This window comes from Paenibacillus apiarius (genome assembly GCF_017052585.1).
In the GTDB taxonomy this organism is placed as follows: domain Bacteria; phylum Bacillota; class Bacilli; order Paenibacillales; family Paenibacillaceae; genus Paenibacillus_B; species Paenibacillus_B apiarius.
This window is the reverse complement of the sequence record NZ_JAFFHZ010000001.1, coordinates 3,638,346-3,656,268: the sequence shown is the minus strand read 5'-3', so window position 1 is coordinate 3,656,268 and position 17,923 is coordinate 3,638,346. Positions and strand designations below refer to the sequence as shown.

Here is a 17,923-nt window from a genome sequence, read left to right as displayed (position 1 = left end):
AGCGTTATTATTACTGCCCATTCTGCTTACATTCATCCAGATTTTGATTTACTTGTTTGCAGACATTCATGAAATGACGGAGCTCCTCATCCGGAATGCCTTCAAAGAAGCGGACAAACAGCCGTTCGCGCTGGGCAGACACTTCGATTACCCGTTCACGCCCTTCTTCCGTCAGCTCCAAATAATTGATGCGTCTGTCCATCCGATCTCCTTTGCGGACGACATAATTCATTTCCATCAATTTATATGTTATTCCGGTCACCGCTCCAGGCGTTAAGCTGAGCTCATTCGCCACTTCGGTCACTTTCAAGGCTCCATGTCGGTATAGCCGTTCGAGGACGGCGAATTGAGTCGGATTCAAAGTCGAATCCAAATGCTGATCCCACTGCATGCGCATGCGGCGCAGCATGGAGCGGAAGTTCGTCTGCAGCTGCAGCAGTTCCTCCCGATTTGGCATGGATAAGTCACTCTCCTACATCATTAAATATGATTACAGCTTTAACCCTAATGTCAGCCACCAGCCGTCTGCAGTGAACTCGACACGCTTAATTTTAACCCAAGCCGGAAGCTGGGATGCGAGCGGAAACTCCAGCGGCTTGAGCTTAAGCCACGACTGGGGAACGGTCAGTTCTTTGACATGCGTTCCTTCGGGGATGGCCCGAATCGTCTGCGTGCTTTCATTCCACTCAAGCTTGTAAGAGACCCGCACTCCGGCTTGAACACCGGCAAATGCTTCCGCCTGAACGTCAATGTTCACGGCATCATTATCCAGCCGCATGCGCATCCCGGTAATATTCCATTGTTGTTTGTAGGTCCGATATGGCTCCGTCTTCTCCATAAATTCGGCCCCCAACGCATTGATCTCATCTTCCTTCAGCTGCAAGCGCAGCGAGCGGTTGTGCACCATTTGCTCCAATCGTTCCATTAAGCTAACTTCGACCTTCGGCGGCCACCCTATCGGCTCGCCCGGACGAATATAGAAATATGCTGCAATCACAATAATAATGATTAAAATAAGGAGGAAGGCCAGCACTCTAAGCAACCACTTTCCTAGCTTTCTCATTCTCCCCATCCTTTCCCCAAAAATTTCTAAACGCTGTTTCATCCTGATTGAGCGCGGTTACATAGTGTACAAGCAAGTGAACGAAAGAGATGCGCGCAATTCCGGACACACTTGCCAATTGTAAACTATACCATTGTATAACCATGAGAGAGGAGAATTCAATAATGAAGAAATTGGCTGCAGTGATGGCATTGACGTTGGCATTCAGTGCGGTATCCGCAACCGCGGCTTTTGCCGCGGAAACCGGAAATACGACGGGGGCCGTAAGCGCACAGACAGATACGATGGATTTAAAACAAAAGACGGCGTTCTATGAGGCCGTTGGCGGCCAAAGAATCGGTTATCTCGCGCCGCAAAAAGTCGGGATTGAAGAAGCGACGACGGACAACAGCAACATCACTTGGTATAAAATACATACATGGGTTGGCTACACGTGGATGAAGGATCCGAACGCTTCGACTAAAACCGTCGTCATCCCGAATGAGACGGCCTTCTATAAATCACCGAACGGCGATCGCCTCGGCCTGCTCGGTTCGCAGACTGCCAATATTATTAGCGAGCGTATGGACGATTCCGGGTTCATATGGTTCCAAATCAATACGTACAAGGGGAAACATTGGATTATCGATCCTGCCCAACAAGTGGAGCAGGTTACTTTGAAGAAAGCAACGACCTTATATAATGCGATAAACGGGAAAAAGGTCGGCTCCTTGTCCCCGCAAACCGTCAAGATTAAAAACGAGAAAAAGGACGGTAAAGGCCAGCTGTGGGCACAAGTCGTGACATGGAAAGGCGACCTCTGGATCAAGCGGTAGGAACGAAAATAGATTTCTCAGGAAAGGCGATGCCGCATGGCATCGCCTTTCCTATGTTTATCGAGCGGCTTTGTTCACGATAAGAGAGTCGCGCAGCATTGCTTGAATTTGCGCCCGCTGCCGCACAAGCAAGGCTCATTGCGGCCGGGAAGCTTGCCGCCTGCCGCTTGATAACGGACCAGCTCGCGCGCGCGAATCACGCGGCCCAGATGGCGAATTTGTTCGGCCGCATGAGCATATAGCATCCGATAGCTCGCACAGAAATAATCGGTATGCTCGTTCATTTCCCAACCTTGGCCGATGCGGTTGCGCGGGCAGCCGCCATGGCAAAAGCGCTCATACTCACACTTCCGGCATGCTGCAGGCATATCCTGCTTCATCTGGAGGAACTGCTTCCAGCCGGGATGGTTCAAAATATGCTGCAGCTCATCCGTGGCGACATTGCCTAGCTTGTACCGCTCATGGATAAAGAAATCACACGGATAAGCGTCCCCGTTCTGTTCCAAAATGAGCGTCTGCGGGCAGGAAGAGCGGTGGATGCACATCTCCGGCTCCATGCCGATCTCCGCTTGCAGCACATTATCGAACATGCGCACAGAAAATAACGGATTCCCTTCGTTATACCAAATATCAAAAGCTTCGCACAAAAATTCCCCATATTGTTCCGGCGTAATCACATAGCGTCCGGGAGCATCCACATCCTGCGAACGGAAGTCCATGCACGGAATGAACTGCACATGCGTAAATTGCTGCTCCGCATAGAATTGCATGCCCGCTGCGGCCTCCTGCACGTTGTCCTCATGCACGACCGTTAAAATGTTGAAATCCACCCCGGCCTGGCGCAAATGATCGATGCCGCGCATGACTGCCGTATAGGATCCGGCCCCTGAGCCGGTTACCCGCCGCTTGTCATGAATCGCTTGCGGGCCGTCCAAGCTCACGCCAAGCAAAAAGGAATACTTGCGGAAAAAGTCTGCCCATTCCGCGTCGATTAACGTTCCGTTCGTCTGCACGGAATTGCTTATTATCGTATGCGGAGGCGCATACGACGCTTGCAACGCGACGACGCGCTCGAAGAAGCCCTTGCCTGCCAGCAGCGGCTCGCCCCCTTGCCATGCGAAGGAAGCCGCACCAGTCACGGCAGCCATATACTTTTGAATAAACGTTTCCAATACTCGATCATCTATCCGGCGGATCGCAGAACCAGGCTTCCCTTGGCATGAACTATAATAACAATAGTCGCAAGCCAGATTGCAATCCTCCGATACTGTCTTCCACATGACACCTTGGGGTGAACGTATGTCCATGCATGCGTGAGCCATCGCGCGAATCTCTCCCTCTTGTAAGTTAGTTCGCTCCAGCAACAGTCTCTATCCTTCATTTCTTTCACCGTAAACGCATGATTATCGTTTGACAAGGACCAATGTCACAGTCTCAACTTACTCCAGCTCCGGCGAACGGTCGAACAGCCGGCGGACCTGAGCGATCAGCCAGACGACAGATGCCACAATCATGATGTCGAAGCTGACATTGAACAAAAACAAATGCTTTCCCAGATCGGCTTCCCCATCGCCTACGAGCGGAACCGCCACCGAGAAAATGGCGACGCTGCTGACGAGCAGCAGGACGTCGAGCACATGTCTGCGCGATTTATTGCGCATATATTCTTTGGCAATGATTGCGAAATATACTAGGAAGAAGCTAAGAAAAAAAACAAAATGCTGCGGAATGATTTTCTTTTTGCCTTCACTCCAGCGGCTGTATGTATAGGAGAGTGCGCCCCGCGGCTTGCCCAACTCCTTCTCATAGTTTCCCAAGTAATAAGGCCGTATCATCGTCGCCTGGCTAGAGGCGGCTTCCAGCTTGTCAATAATGCGCCCAGGATGACGCAAGTAGTAGCCTAACACATCAAAATGGCCAAGCCGGGAATAGACATGCTCCCTCAATTCGGGCGCATCCTGCTTTATCGGCACATCGGTCTGAAAATAATTTGTTCCGGCCAGCACCGCATATTTCTGCGGAATGCCCAGATCCTCCAAATCTTGCGCCACATGCGGCGAATCTTTTAAAATACCGAAAAAAATCGTTTGATATAAATTGATTTGCTTCAGCTCCTGCGGTGCAAAAACATACATCAGACCCGTCGTTGCTATCATGAAAGCGGAACCGCCTATAATAAGCCATCTCCATGAGCGGTCCGGGCGCTTTCGATACAAGCGGAAGGCGTAGAGCGCAAACGCGAGTCCGACCGGAGCATTCTGAATTTTTGAAGCCGCCAAAATAACGGCGCAGCCAAAGAGCAGCGCAAGCCAATAGGCAGACGGCTTGTTCTGCACCGCCAACACGATCGAAATCGCGGTGGACAGCAGCAAAAAAATAAGCGATACCGGTTCGCCGAAAAAGGATTGAAAATAAGCGACATAGCCAATATCGAAAAAAATGAACAAGACGCATGCCGCAATTGTAATTTGCAGCCAACGCTTGCCGGCGCATGCATAACGCACAATGATGAACAAAGTCAGCAATAGCAGCACCGAATATACGATGCCCATCGCTTCCAACGGAAATTGATCCGGATTGAGCAATCTTCCCAGCAAGCCTGCTGTAAAGACGAACAGAATTTGCGATGAGACGTATCCGATCGAGAAAGGCCCGTATTCATAACTGGAGTGGCTGTAGCCGAAATATTTGTCCGCATACGAATAAGTATCATTTAATGGAGATATGCCTCCGCTCCCCAAAATACGGGCAAAATCCCCATTGTCGGCAACCCCGATGAACGGAGGGGCAAACAGGATGCAAAAAAGCAGGGCGGCACCGATCCCGATGGCGCTCCACGTGACCCAATCCATTCTATTCATTTCTAATTCCACTCTCCCCTAAGTAATGCTTCTCTTTGTTATGACAAGCTTTACACAACAATCAATGAAAAGCTCGAGTGCAGCTCTGAGAACTCCATGCAGTTCTTCAATGCTCGGCATTGCGCTGCTTCCCATAGTCATCCGCAGCATGAGGCTCTAATGGCGATGAGGCGGCGGGAAGAGAACGCTTGTCGGCAAACGTAACATAACGGTGCAGCAGAAACGAAGCGGCGGTGTATACGCCGGACTCAGCCAATACGACAGCCGAATCCCGCCAGACTGCCGCAAGGAATGGCACTGCTCCTTCGATCGTGTTTGCGATGAACGAATGCAGCAGCATGTAGGCGAATCCATAGCACAGCATGGAAATGGCGGCAAACCGGACAAAACTGCGAAGCATCGCTCCTTCATACCGGAACGTATAGAAGCGGTTCAACACGTAACTGCACAGCACTCCTGCCGTGTTCCCCGTAAAGGTAGACGCTAAATGATCCCAGCCCGCCGCATGCATGAGCACATAAATGACACCAAGCCCAACGAATGTATTGACGACCCCTACCAGGGCATACCGGCTGAACAACCGGGCCAACTTCAGCAATACCGGCCTCATAGCATCCCCTCGGACCATCCTCTGGTGGCCATCCAAGCCGGTTGTTCGGACGCAGGCTTGTCAGCCAGCACGAGATCGATAATATATGGCGGTCTGCGTTTCACTTCATTATAGATTTTGCCGATATATTCCCCGATGACACCAAGCGCCAGCAGCTGTATGCTGCCGATAAACCACAACGACAGCATGATGGACGTCCAGCCCGATACGGTCTGACCCGCTATCTTGGAAACAAGCGAGTACGTTCCCGCCACTGCGCACGCCCCCAAACTAATGAAGCCAAGCGTCGTTACGATCCTTATCGGCTTAATGCTGAACGATGTAACGCCATTCCACGCGAACGACAGCATCTTGCGCAATGGATATTTGGATTCGCCAGCGGCCCGCTCTTGCCGCCGGTAGGAAACCTCGGTCTGGCGCAAACCGATCATCGGCACAATACCGCGCAGGAACAGATTGGCTTCCTGGAACTCACCCAGATGTTCCACGGCGCGCCGGCTTAACAAGCGGTAGTCGGCATGGTTGAATACGAGCGGAATCCCCATTCGGCGCATCAGCTTATAGAACGACTCCGCACTCCAACGTTTGAACCATGTGTCCGAATCCCGGCTTTCGCGAACGCCATAGACGACTTCGTACCCTTCATGAAATTTTTGAACGAACGCCTTCACCGCCGCAACATCATCCTGCAAATCGGCATCCAATGTAATGATGCAATCCGCAAAATTTTTCGCATACATCAAACCTGCCAATAGCGCTTTCTGATGGCCGGCATTGCGGGCCAGCTTCAATCCGCCAACCCACGGATTTCGCTCTCGCGCTTCGACGATACGCATCCAAGTGGCGTCACGGCTGCCGTCATCGACACACAGCAGTCGACTCTCGCACGACACTAATTGTTCCTGAACAAGCACAGTCAGCACATCAGTCAGCTTTCGTATGGAAAGCGGCAGCACTTCCTCCTCGTTATAACAAGGAACGACCATATATAGAATAGGCAAAGTCATACCTGAGCTCCTTTATAGAGGCCTAAAAAAAGAGGGAACCATGATAGATTACCGGAACCGCACTTTCTAAACGTGCCAGAGTGCAGGGAAACAAACGATTCCCTTAATTATACAAATATATTCCATAATATTCTATGGCTAAGCAAGCGACTTTCATACATGTCCCGCCTTCTTCCGATTCTACTGAGTCGCTCCATCTTGTAAAAAAGGAGCTTCGCTTCTTCAACGCCTTTGCTTCGTTCTCCCCTTCCTTCAGAGGGCTGCGCATTGTTCGCGGCTGAGAGGGGAGATTGGCCTTCTTCTACAATCTTCGCTCCATTCTCCCCTTTCGTCAGATGATGGCACGTTTACGTGCTAGGGCACCGATTCAGTCTCTTAGCAACCTTTGCTTCATTCTCCCTTTCCTTCAGAAGATGTCACTGTAATGCTGATGCTAAACGCTATCAAGTAAAAATGCTGTCATAGTTAGCCGAATCTACCGAATGATGTCTGCTGCAAGCCTTAAGCGCCTTGGCCCCAATGCTGTCCTTTCTGACTTAAAGGGAGAATGGATCTAAGGGCTATGGGAAAAGGAAGCCCGATCTCATGTTCTGTGTTATGTCTAAAAATCAAGGTCTGAATAACGCTCATTGCAGCGATTGGAAACACTGCACCGGCAGAAAAGAAGAATTGGAGTCCACTTTCAAATTCACTTTAAAATGAACATGTAGAAATTAGGATATGAAAAAAAATGGAGAGATTTAAGAACAAATAAATAGAGGGTTATTTGACGCGGAAAACAACGTTACATTCCAAATAGAGCCTGAATGAGGACCCACTAAAAGCCCAAGCAATCCAGAACTACTAATGGCATAACCGGAAAGTGGCTCAAGGTTGTTCCATTGGGCTTTTGGGGCCGCTAACTACCCGGATGGCGTGGAAAAAGAAGCATTGGGGATAATTTAATAATCCGAACACGCTCACGCATTGCCGGAAGATTTTGTCGGGTTGGATTCATTTTTACACATTACCAAAATGAACATGCTTGAGAATGATTAGACGAATTCAGATATGTATGTTTTTCTGGCACTACTCCATTGCCTAGGCGCTTATTTTTGATATTTCTGCCATTAAAATAAACATTAGAGCAAAGAGTACTAACAACCAAATCGCCACGTTTAAATTTTTCCTAATTTCCATCATCCCTATAATCCAAAGCACTGCTGTTATGGATATCATAACTCTAAAATGGGAGCTTTGTGTGTTTGTAATCAATCCTTCTATGGCTGGCAAAAGAACAACTAATAATAAAATATGATACCAAAGTGGCTTTTTACTCATATTATCCCTCCATTTAATCATAGTTGCTCCCCTTATATGTGAGGTTATTAATATTATTCTACCCATTTTCTATCCATCCACCAACATCAATATCATCACATTGAATATATAATCTATGTGTAGTTGAGATTGCTCCGCCAGAAAGTGTGAGAGATACTTTAAATTTACCTACAGCACATGCCAATGTGCCGGAAACCCAGTGTTCGTTACCTTGATCGTCCACGAGAGTTGAAGGGTTAATATTCCAATGGGACTCATTGGCTCTTAATGTCTCACTTACAACATGGTTTGAAGGGTCATATCTAAACCACACTTGAACAAGAACAAAAGACTGCCTTCCATTGATCAATGGAAAGTGGGTGCTTTCAATTCTCTGAATGGAGGGGAGAGTGAGGCAAAGGATGGAACGGCAGGCTATCTCCCAGAAGAATAAAGTGGCAACATGACAGGGGCACTTCAAAATAAAATACCGCCCGCTGCTTGCTCCCGGCAAACAACAGGCGGTATTCGACTCTTATAGATTTAAAGCTCGCATAGCTCAGTCAACAGTTTGAACAGCAAGCTGCTCGACAGCAGCACGAAGCATCCGCTCGCCTCTCTGGCGATATATTGGTGTTCTAACGTGTATCCCATGCAATCGAGCACGATAATTCCGGCGCCCGCAGCTCTCAATTCCTGTGCCGCCGCCGCGATCTGCCCGCTCGTTGCCGTATAGGGGGAAGCCGCGGCTGTCGTAATCGCCGCGTCGAAGGCTCCCCATTTCCGGCGCATCTCCTCTGCCTGCTCCGCAAGCGGAATAATAAGCCCAAGCGGAGTCCTGCCCGCCAGCTTCGCAATAGCAGGAGTCAGCACACGTTCAGGTTCAATCAACAAGGCCCGTTCAGTGCCGAGATTGCGGAACGCTCCGGTGCAGAGCAGGACGATCACTTGACAGCCGTTCCGTTCACATTCGTCGATCAAGCGCTGCATGGCTTCTTCCGTTTTCGCCGCGGACAAGACGACAGCTTCACCGTCGGCCAGCCGCGTCGTCAGCACGAACTCGCCTCGCTGCGGGCCAAGCTCGCGTTCAATCTGCGCCAGCGTCATACCGTCTAAGACGCCGACTTGCAGCACATCTGCGCAAGGGGCCAACCAACGCTCGATTAGCGGCTGCACATCCGTTCGTGGCGCTTGACCTATCGTAATGAGCCCTATTTTCACGCCTTGCCAACTATCGCTTCGTTCCATCCGAATCTCTCCTTTCCCCATCATGAGCCTATATGAGACGACTTAGCGCTTGGGCCGAATGCCGACTGTAGAATGCAGAATGCCGATGCCGAACTCCAATTGCCGATCGTTGAACGGCCGCTTTGTCCTAGACCTCCGCTAACGGTCTGCCCAGCGTCTGCAGGGCATTCATCGGTCCATATAAATTCAACATGTGCTCGAACTCGTCTTTATTATAGAAGGAACAGACTTCATTCGTGAATTCCTTGGCTACCTCCACCGCGAAGCGAGCAGCCAAGGCAATATCCACTTCATGGCTGGCTCCCGTACCACAGCCCGGTACAGTAGACTGTGCCGTAATCGCGACGCCTACAACCGGGGCGGCGGTCGTCACGCAAGGCTGCAAGATGCTGTTAATGTGATACAGCCCGTTGCCGTATGGAGTAATGTCTTGCATCGTAATCGGGAACGTGACCGGATGCTGTCCGGTCGTCATCTCCATAATCCGAAGTAAATCATCGCTAATGCGCATGATGTAGCCCTCTTTCACCGTCGGGGAAATGGCAATCCCTTTATGGTTGATGACACGGTTGCCTTTTGTCGTATCGATGGACAAAATGGCTTCCATCTCTTCCAGCACCTCGTATTCGTTCATCGTCGCAATATCGACGGGCGAATCCATGAAATCAACCGGTTCATGCGGCAAGGTCGGTGCGTCCGGGCATACATGGGTCGTAATATACACATCCCCTTTCAACCGGTCACCCTTCCCGCTCATGTCGGCAAGCTTCAACGCAGCCGCCAACGCCGCAATTGCGCCGTCGCCATCGGAGACGAGTCCGATGCGCTGCGGCCGCGCACCCAGTCCGCCCAGCCGTCCGACAATACCGAAGCTCGGCGTTTGTCCGCCCTGACTCTTGCCTTCCGTTCCCGGGATGAAGATGCGGATGAAATCTGTAAATCCCTTTTCCCCATGAACGCGCTGCACACTTACGTCAGCAAGCGGGTAAGGCTTGAACAGCTCCTTCACCGCTTCGCCGGATGTAAATGCATTGTCTACCGCTTCATATATTTGCAACGTTTGCAGTAAAGCCATGATTTTCTCTCCCTTTCAGCTCGATATCATAGATGTCCGTATTGGCCTTGCACGGGGCCACCGTGCAGGCATTATAAATTGTGGCAAGCCACCCAATGTTCTTCATCAGCCTCCCGCCACTCCGGCTGCACGCTCCGGCAATGCTCCGTCGCTATCGGGCAACGGAGATGAAAGGCGCAGCCTTGGGGAGGGTTCTTGGCGCTTGGCACCTCGCCCGTCAGCACGATGCGCTCCTTCTTCGCCTTCGGATTCGGCACAGGCACGGCCGACATGAGCGCCTTCGTATATGGATGCAACGGATTGGCATACAGCTTGCGCTTCGGCGCCAGCTCCACCATTTTTCCAAGATACATGACGCCGACGCGGGTGCACAAAAACTTGACGACCGATAAGTCGTGAGAAATAAACATATAGGTCAGCTTCGATTGCTCCTGCAGATCCTGCATCAAGTTCAGCACCTGTGACTGAATCGATACGTCTAGCGCCGAGACCGGCTCGTCGCAGACAATGAACTTCGGATTCAGCGCCAAGGCACGGGCGATGCCGACGCGCTGACGCTGGCCTCCGGAAAATTCGTGCGGGAAGCGGTTCGCTTGAAATGCGGACAGCCCCACCCGCTCCATCAGCTCCTGCACGCGCTGCTTGCGCTCCGCCGTTCGCATCGATTGATGCGTCTGAAGCGGCTCCTCCAAGATGCGCTGAACGGTCCAGCGCGGATTCAGCGATGCATAAGGATCTTGAAAGATCATGCTCATCTCGGGACGCAACAGGCGCAGCTCCTTCGGACCAAGCTGCATAATGTTGCGTCCTTGAAACCATACTTCGCCTTCCGTCGGTTCAATCAAGCGCAAGACCGAGCGGCCGGTCGTCGATTTGCCGCAGCCCGATTCGCCGACGATGCCGAACGTCTCTCCTTCATATATGTCGAAGTTCAAGCCATCCACCGACTTCACGGAACCGACCTGTTTATTAAGCAGTCCTTGGCGAATCGGATAATGCTTTTTTAGATTGCGCACTTGCAGCAACGCAGTCATCGCGCCACCCCCTTCTCAACGAGCAGACAACGGCAACGGTGCCCATCTCCCAAATCCGTCAGCCCGGGCTGCACTTGTTCGCACGCTTCCACGCGATATTTGCAGCGCGGCGCGAAGCGGCAGCCTGGCGGCATATTAAGCGGGCTCGGCACCGTGCCGGGTATCGATTCCAGCCGCTCCTGCTCTCCGGCAAGCTGCGGCAGCGATGACAGCAGCCCCTGCGTATATGGATGCTGAGGCGATTCGAACAGCGTGTCCACATCCGCCTCCTCTACGACCTGCCCCGCGTACATGACAACCACGCGGTGGCACATCTCCGCGACGACCCCGAGGTCGTGGGTAATGAGCAGGATTGACGTCTTCTCTTCTTCCTGCAGCTGGCGCATCAAATCCAAAATTTGCGCTTGAATCGTCACGTCAAGCGCCGTCGTCGGCTCATCGGCGATCAGCACCTCGGGATTGCAGGACATCGCCATCGCTATCATGACCCGCTGCCGCATTCCGCCCGAGAGCTGGTGCGGATATTCCTGCGCCACCGACTCGGGATGAGGGATGCCGACCTTGCGCAGCATGTCGACGGCATGCCTCATCGCCTCCTTGCGCTTCAGCTGCATGTGAAGCTGGATGGCCTCCGCCAATTGATCGCCGATACGGAATACCGGATTGAGCGAAGTCATCGGCTCCTGAAAAATCATAGCGATGCGATTGCCGCGAATGGACCTCATCTGCTTCTCCGGGACATTCAGCAGGTCGCTTCCATGAAATTGAATGCGCCCTCCCTTCACCCGCCCGATCTTCTTCGGCAGGAGTCCCATGATGGACAACGAGGTTACACTCTTGCCGCAGCCCGATTCGCCGACAACGCCGAGCGTTTCTCCTTGGTGCACATGGAAGCTTACGCCGTCCACCGCCTTGAAGACGCCCCCGTTCGTAACAAACTCTGTTTCCAGCTGTTCGACTTGCAGCACCGGTTCCATTTTACTCACCACCCAAGTAGCTGAGCGCGGTCAACGCATACACCTTGGCTGCATCCACCACATCCTGCACCGGAGCTTTTTCGTTGAAGCCGTGTATCGTGGACAGCTCTGCCGGACCGTATTGCAGCACCGGAATGCCGGCGCGGCGGAAATGCCGCGCATCGCTGGAAGCCCATTGCAATACTCCGTATCCTTCTTCCTGCTTCACGTCGCATATATGCTGCACAAGCTCCTCCACGATCGGATCGGTCGGCGGCGTCCAGTTGGCCAATCCTTGGAAGCCTTCAGGGTGAAGCTCCGTCTCAATGCCGATCTCGGAGAGCAGCCGCTTCGCCTCGGCCAGCACTTGGCTTGGTTCGACTCCGAACGGCAGGCGCGTATCGACACTGACCGTACAGCGGTCAGGCACGACGTTCGTCTTCGTTCCGCCTTCGATGAGGCCTACATTGACCGACACGCGGTCGATGATGGCGGAGAAATCTGCATTTTCTTTTTCCGCGATATAGCGCTTCGTCACTTCGATAATGTCCTTCACTTCATTCGGCAGCTCCACCGGATAGTGATGCAGCTGCTGCAGCGCCTGAACGGCTGCGGCCGCCTTCATAATCGCATTGTCTCCGAGCAGCGGAGACAAGCTGCCGTGTCCCGGCGTTCCCGTCACCGTGAAGTTGAACCAGCAGCTGCCCTTCTGCCCGATTGTCGGATGCAGCGGATGCGACGGCTCGGCAATGACCGCCGCCGTGCCATGAATGAGCTTCCGTTCGAATACCCACGGCACGCCGAGGTGGCCGCCGGTTTCCTCATCCGGCACGATAAGCAGCGACAGTCTGCCTTGAAGCGGAACTTGCAGTTCCTTCAGCAGCTTTACGCTGAAAATAAGTCCCGCCAAACCGCATTTCATATCGCTCGCCCCGCGTCCAAGCACATATCCGTCCCGCACCTCGCCACAGAACGGGTCGAAATTCCAGCGGGAACGGTCGCCTGCCGGCACGACATCTGTATGGCCGCAATAGATTAGATGGCGATCCGAAGCGGCTTCATCGCCGATCGTCGCAATTAGATTCAGCATATTATCGCCTGCGTCATGCACCTTCGTCTCTATGCCGACCTCTGCCAAGTAGTCGATAATGAATTGACTGATTTCACGCGAGTCCCCGGGAGGATTCTCTGTTGGGAATTGAATGAGCTTCGAGCACAAGCCCAGCAATTCGTCTCTGCGTTGTTCCACTTCGTCTAACCAGCGTTGCTTCCATTCGTTCACCGCAATCCCCTCCTGTTTATCCATATCCGTTGCAATCTCTATCTCTTATTTTGAAATCGGGTAAAAACGCAAGCATTCATCCGGGAAGAAAATATAACCTTTCACGTTGTTCTTAAATGCCACGAGGCGGTTATATTCGTACATGTACACGTAAGGCATGTCCGTATTAATAAAGCTTTGGATCTCTTCGTACATTCCGTTGCGCTTCGTCATGTCCGTCTCGACGGCTGCTTCCTTCAGCAGCTCATTCACCTTCGCATTGTTGTAATGCACATAGTTGGACGAGCTTTCGCTATCCACCAAGAACCCAAGATGATATTCCGGATCATTGACGAACGAGGTCCATTTCGACATGAATGCCTGCACGTTGCCGGTGCGAAGCTGTTCCAGGAACTGCGCGCGCGCCAACTTGTTGATGTTCATCGTGACGCCGATCTTCTTCAACTCTGCTTGAATGACCGTAGCGGCGTCTTCCCAGTCTTTAAAGCCGGAGCCCAGCGTGAAATCGAACTGGAAGCCATCCTCGTAGCCTGCTTCCTTCAGCAGTTGTTTCGCTTTGTCCAAGTTATATTCATACACATAGCCCTTATCGGAGAAACCAGGCGTATTGCTTGCCACGATGCTCTTCATTTGCTTGGCTTGTCCGTACATGACGTCCTTCAAGAGCAATTCATGCGGAATCGCATATCCGATCGCTTGACGCACCTTCGGATTGTCGAACGGCTTCACATTATTGTTCAGACCCATATACAAAATGCGGTTGCTCGCATCCGAACGTACAGTCAGCCCGCTGTTCTGCTTCAGCGTATCGACATCCTTCGGCGGAATTTCCATGGCCAGATCAATGTCGCCTTTGTTCAGCAGCATCGTGCGGGACGATGCTTCCTTCATGAACTTCATGACAACTTTGTCCAGCTTGGCCCGCTCCTGCCAGTAATTGTCGTTCGCTACGAACACAGCTTCGGAGGAAGGATCCCATTTTTCAAGCTTGAACGGACCGGAACCGGCCGTCTTCGTCTTCAAGAACTCATTCGCATCCCCTTCTATCGCTTGCGGATCGATGACCGAGAAGGAGTACATCGCCAAGATTTGCAAAAACATATGGTTCGGACGCTCCAGCTTCACTTCCACCGTATTATCATCCACCTTGCGGAACGACTCGATAGAAGCCTGCTGATACAAAAATCCGCCCGAGTTCGAGTTTTTGATATGATCGAGCGAGAACACGACCGCATCGGCATTCAGCGGATTGCCGCTATGGAACTTCACGTCCTTGCGCAGCTTGAACGTATACGTCTTCTGGTCATCGGATACGTCCCACGACTCGGCCAGCATCGGCTTGATTTCTTCCGTGGCAGCGATATCCGCGCCATCTACATTTTTGACGCCATACGTTACGAGCTGATCATAGGTGGACAGCACCAATGTATCAGAAGTCAGATCGTTCGCTTCCGCCGGATCGAGCGTCTGCCCGCCTTCGGAATATGCGACGGTCAGCGTCTTGCCGCCGGCGCCATTCGCAGGCGCATTCGTTTGTTCTCCCGTTGCGCCGGCAGAGCTCTCTCCTCCGGCTTGATTCGCCTTTGGCGCGCAGCCCGCAACCAAAGTCAAAATGAGCGTCAATGCAATGGCCATCATCAAGTTGCTTCGTTTCATCATTTTTTCCTCCCCCTGGATGTTCAAACTGGAATCATTGCTTATTTGCGGCTCGTGCGAAGCCGCGGGTCAAGCACGTCGCGCAGCCCGTCGCCGAGCAGGTTGAAACCGAGTATTGTCGTTGCTATGGCAAGCCCCGGGAACGTAACGAGCCACCATTCGCCGGTAATAATGTACTCGCGTCCTTCGGATATCATCGCCCCCCATTCCGCAAGCGGCGGTCGAACGCCAAGGCCGAGAAAGCTCAAGCTCGCTGCCGTCAAAATGGCAAAGCCCATCCCGAGCGTAATGCGGACAAGCAGCGGAGCCAGCGCGTTCGGGAAAATATGCCTGACAAGAATGGCGCTATCCTTCACCCCGATGGAACGGCTCGCCTCCACGAATTCGCGTTCCTTCAAGTAGATTGTCTGGCTATACATGAGACGGGCGAACTCCGGAATGCCGACGATCCCTACCGCCATCATCGCGCTAATGAGGCCAGGACCCATGGCGGCTGCGATAGCCATCGCCAGAATAAGCGAAGGAAACGCAAGAAAAATGTCCATTACGCGCATGATGAGATTCCCGATCCAGCCGCCATAATAAGCGGCGATGCCGCCGAGCGGAACGCCGATGAAGAAGGAAATTCCGACGGCGATAAGCCCGGTCCAAATCGATATGCGCGCTGCGTATACGACACGGCTGAAAATGTCCCGGCCGAACTGGTCCGTTCCGAACCAATGCGTTCCGCTCGGACCCTGCAGCTTCGCTTCCAGCTGCGTAGCATCCGGCGCATAAGGCGCGACAAGCGGCGCGGCAATGGCAAAGAGCGTCCATAACACGATCAGGAAGAGGCCGAGCGCGGCAAGCTTGTTGCGGAGGAACAGCTTGCTCCACTGCCGCAGCGCAAACCAAGCCTCCTGCAGCATGGACGGTTCGCTCGCCGCAGCTATTGCAGCGGACGATGAGGTTGATGCTTTCATCACAGTTGCACCTCCTAAGATGTCATGACATGAGAGATTGATTATTCATAGCGAATGCGCGGGTCGATTAAGCCATACACCATATCGACAAGCAAATTGATACAGCTATACACGACGGCGCTTAGCAGCGTAAACGCCTGAATCGGGGCGTAATCCGTCGCCAAAATGGATTCCGTAACATAGCTTCCGACGCCGGGCCAAGCAAAGATGGTCTCCGTGATGACCGCGCCTCCGAGCAGATAGCCGATTTGCAAACCGATCATCGTAACCGTCGGTATCGAAGCATTGACCAAAGCGTGCTTGTAGACGACGGAACGCTCATTCAAGCCTTTTGCTCTGGCAGTCCGGATATAATCCTGACCGATAACCTCCAGCATGCTGGAGCGCATCATGCGGGCGATAATGGCCATCGTGCCGGCGCTAAGGCAAATCGCCGGGAGAAGAAGATGAGATAATGATTGCTTGAACGCCACCCAATCGGCAGTAAGCAAGCTGTCTACAAGATATAATCCGGTAATATGCGTTGGCGGGAGGATGTCTCCGCCGATACGGCCCATTGGAGCAGGCGCAATGCCAAGCTTGGAGTAGAAAAACAAGATGAGAAGCAGTCCGAGCCAAAAGACCGGCATGCAGGCGCCGATAAGCGAAAAAATGCGGGAGATATGATCCACTATCGATTCTTTCTTAGTAGCGGCCACGATGCCTACCGGGATGGCTACCAATAACGCGATAAGCAGACTGACAAAGCCAAGCTCGATCGTGGCAGGCAGACGGACGGCGAAATCCTCCAGCACCGTATGCCCTGTGTGCCAAGCCACGCCAAGATCCCCTTGCGACAGCTGCTTTATATAAGCGCCAAACTGCACATACAGCGGATCGTTCAACCCAAGCTGAGCACGAATATTTTCCACCACGTGCTGCGGCGCTTGTTCTCCGGCTATCATCAAGGCAGGATCGCCCGGCAGCACTCTTGACAGGATAAACGTGATGAGCACGATGCCGAGCAAGCTTGGTATGAGGTATAACAGACGTCGAGTAATGAATTGTAGCAATGCAACCCCTCCCTCTTTAAAGCGGTATCTCGTTAGTTAAATAAAGTATTGCTGTGTAAAAATGTGAAGCCTGGCTACCACATATGCGATATAATATTGCAGCTTTGCCGTATTAAAGGGACTTGGTTGAGCAAGAGGCGCAAATAGGATTCGCACCGCGCTTCGTCAATCCGGTATCCCGGTCCTGCAATCGTAATGGAGCCCAGTATACGTCTATGACTATCCAGCATCGGTACGGAAATGCCTACCACGTCTTCCGTATATTCACCGACAGAGATGCACCAGCCTTCCTCTTTGATCTGCGCCAATTGGGCCCGCAAGCGCAGCGGATCGGTAATCGTTCGGGAAGTGACGGACGTCAACCCCTCCTGAATAATTTCTTCCTGAAGCTCCGCAGATACATACGCCATCATGACCTTCTGGGAAGCTCCGGCATACAGCGGCGAACGGTCGCCAACCGGAATCAAATATTGAATGTCCTTCGAGCTGAGGACGATGGATACGCAGACGCCCTCCTTCCCTTCCAGCATATTCAGGTAGACCGACTCCCCGGTTGAATTCGCAATCTCCTTCAATATTGGCTGAAAATACTGCTGAATGTTGAGCTGATCGGTGATGACTTTCCCGTATTCCAGCAGCTTCAAGCCGAGATGGTACTTCTGCGTGTCTTTGTTCTGAACTAGAATGCCGTGCTGTTCAAACGTCGATACGATGCGATGCGCGACCGAATGGTGCATTCCCAGCTTCTTCGCTAAATCACGCACCCCCCATATCGGATGATCCGATGTAAAGCAATCGAGCAATTCGAGCGATTTGGCCAGCGTCTTGAGTGACACATCCTCACCTCTTCCCCTAGTTTCTTTGAGCAAGGCTTCTGTACCGATTATAGATACACTGTTTCTATAAATAATTTTTCATCATTATAAACGATGCCGAAGAAAGATCAACAACTTTTTTTCCTCGTTTTTACCATGTGGACATGTCAAGTTTTATGTCTCCCCAA

General features: G+C 52.1%; 17 protein-coding genes. 1 reads left to right on the top strand and 16 read right to left on the bottom strand.

Features of this window, described 5'->3' with window-relative positions; all coding sequences use genetic code 11:
- Window positions 1-10: 10 nt before the first annotated feature.
- Entirely contained in the window at window positions 11-457 is a 447-nt protein-coding gene (locus JSQ80_RS16270; RefSeq protein ID WP_087435004.1) for a MarR family winged helix-turn-helix transcriptional regulator, read from the bottom strand.
- Window positions 458-490: 33 nt separating this feature from the next.
- A complete protein-coding gene (locus JSQ80_RS16265) occupies window positions 491-1,063 on the bottom strand; it encodes a hypothetical protein (RefSeq protein WP_087435005.1) in 573 nt (190 codons plus the stop codon).
- A gap of 164 nt (window positions 1,064-1,227) precedes the next feature.
- On the opposite strand from JSQ80_RS16265, the gene JSQ80_RS16260 reads away from it, so the two are divergent.
- Window positions 1,228-1,878, top strand: a complete 651-nt coding sequence (locus tag JSQ80_RS16260; RefSeq protein ID WP_206096033.1) for a hypothetical protein — start codon at window positions 1,228-1,230, stop codon at window positions 1,876-1,878.
- Between the two features lie 74 nt (window positions 1,879-1,952).
- Here JSQ80_RS16260 and JSQ80_RS16255 read toward each other — a convergent pair whose 3' ends face one another.
- From JSQ80_RS16255 to JSQ80_RS16190, 14 genes are all read right to left on the bottom strand, one after another.
- Complete coding sequence (locus tag JSQ80_RS16255) at window positions 1,953-3,200, bottom strand: anaerobic sulfatase maturase (protein WP_206096032.1); 1,248 nt, start codon at window positions 3,198-3,200, stop codon at window positions 1,953-1,955.
- 117 nt (window positions 3,201-3,317) lie between these two features.
- A complete protein-coding gene (gene wsfD / locus JSQ80_RS16250; RefSeq protein WP_206096031.1) occupies window positions 3,318-4,739 on the bottom strand; it encodes a glycan biosynthesis hexose transferase WsfD in 1,422 nt (473 codons plus the stop codon).
- Between the two features lie 106 nt (window positions 4,740-4,845).
- On the bottom strand, window positions 4,846-5,349 hold the full coding sequence (locus JSQ80_RS16245; RefSeq protein WP_206096030.1) for a GtrA family protein: 504 nt from the start codon (window positions 5,347-5,349) through the stop codon (window positions 4,846-4,848).
- Window positions 5,346-6,356: a glycosyltransferase family 2 protein gene (locus tag JSQ80_RS16240; RefSeq protein ID WP_087435010.1), complete on the bottom strand. Its 1,011-nt coding sequence runs from the start codon at window positions 6,354-6,356 to the stop codon at window positions 5,346-5,348. The genes JSQ80_RS16245 and JSQ80_RS16240 overlap by 4 nt, the downstream gene beginning before the upstream one ends.
- Before the next feature lie 1,080 nt (window positions 6,357-7,436).
- Window positions 7,437-7,676 (bottom strand): hypothetical protein, encoded by a 240-nt coding sequence (locus JSQ80_RS16235; protein WP_140397918.1) that lies wholly within the window; start codon window positions 7,674-7,676, stop codon window positions 7,437-7,439.
- 522 nt (window positions 7,677-8,198) lie between these two features.
- Entirely contained in the window at window positions 8,199-8,903 is a 705-nt protein-coding gene (locus JSQ80_RS16230) for an AroM family protein (protein ID WP_206096029.1), read from the bottom strand.
- A 127-nt stretch (window positions 8,904-9,030) separates the two neighbouring features.
- On the bottom strand, window positions 9,031-9,978 hold the full coding sequence (locus JSQ80_RS16225; protein ID WP_087435013.1) for a DUF1177 domain-containing protein: 948 nt from the start codon (window positions 9,976-9,978) through the stop codon (window positions 9,031-9,033).
- Window positions 9,979-10,049: 71 nt separating this feature from the next.
- A complete protein-coding gene (locus JSQ80_RS16220) occupies window positions 10,050-11,012 on the bottom strand; it encodes an ABC transporter ATP-binding protein (protein ID WP_087435014.1) in 963 nt (320 codons plus the stop codon).
- A complete protein-coding gene (locus JSQ80_RS16215) occupies window positions 11,009-11,989 on the bottom strand; it encodes an ABC transporter ATP-binding protein (RefSeq protein ID WP_206096028.1) in 981 nt (326 codons plus the stop codon). The genes JSQ80_RS16220 and JSQ80_RS16215 overlap by 4 nt, the downstream gene beginning before the upstream one ends.
- Before the next feature lies 1 nt (window position 11,990).
- Window positions 11,991-13,250: an ArgE/DapE family deacylase gene (locus JSQ80_RS16210; RefSeq protein WP_206096027.1), complete on the bottom strand. Its 1,260-nt coding sequence runs from the start codon at window positions 13,248-13,250 to the stop codon at window positions 11,991-11,993.
- Between the two features lie 45 nt (window positions 13,251-13,295).
- Entirely contained in the window at window positions 13,296-14,909 is a 1,614-nt protein-coding gene (locus tag JSQ80_RS16205) for an ABC transporter substrate-binding protein (RefSeq protein ID WP_206096026.1), read from the bottom strand.
- 38 nt (window positions 14,910-14,947) lie between these two features.
- Window positions 14,948-15,868 carry an ABC transporter permease gene (locus JSQ80_RS16200; RefSeq protein WP_087435018.1) on the bottom strand — a complete coding sequence of 307 codons (921 nt, stop codon included), beginning with the start codon at window positions 15,866-15,868 and terminating at the stop codon, window positions 14,948-14,950.
- A 41-nt stretch (window positions 15,869-15,909) separates the two neighbouring features.
- The gene (locus JSQ80_RS16195) at window positions 15,910-16,920 is read right to left on the bottom strand and encodes an ABC transporter permease (protein WP_087435019.1); all 1,011 of its coding nucleotides are present in this window, start codon (window positions 16,918-16,920) and stop codon (window positions 15,910-15,912) included.
- Between the two features lie 74 nt (window positions 16,921-16,994).
- Window positions 16,995-17,756, bottom strand: coding sequence for an IclR family transcriptional regulator domain-containing protein (locus tag JSQ80_RS16190; protein ID WP_206096025.1), 762 nt, complete (start codon window positions 17,754-17,756; stop codon window positions 16,995-16,997).
- Window positions 17,757-17,923 lie beyond the last annotated feature (167 nt).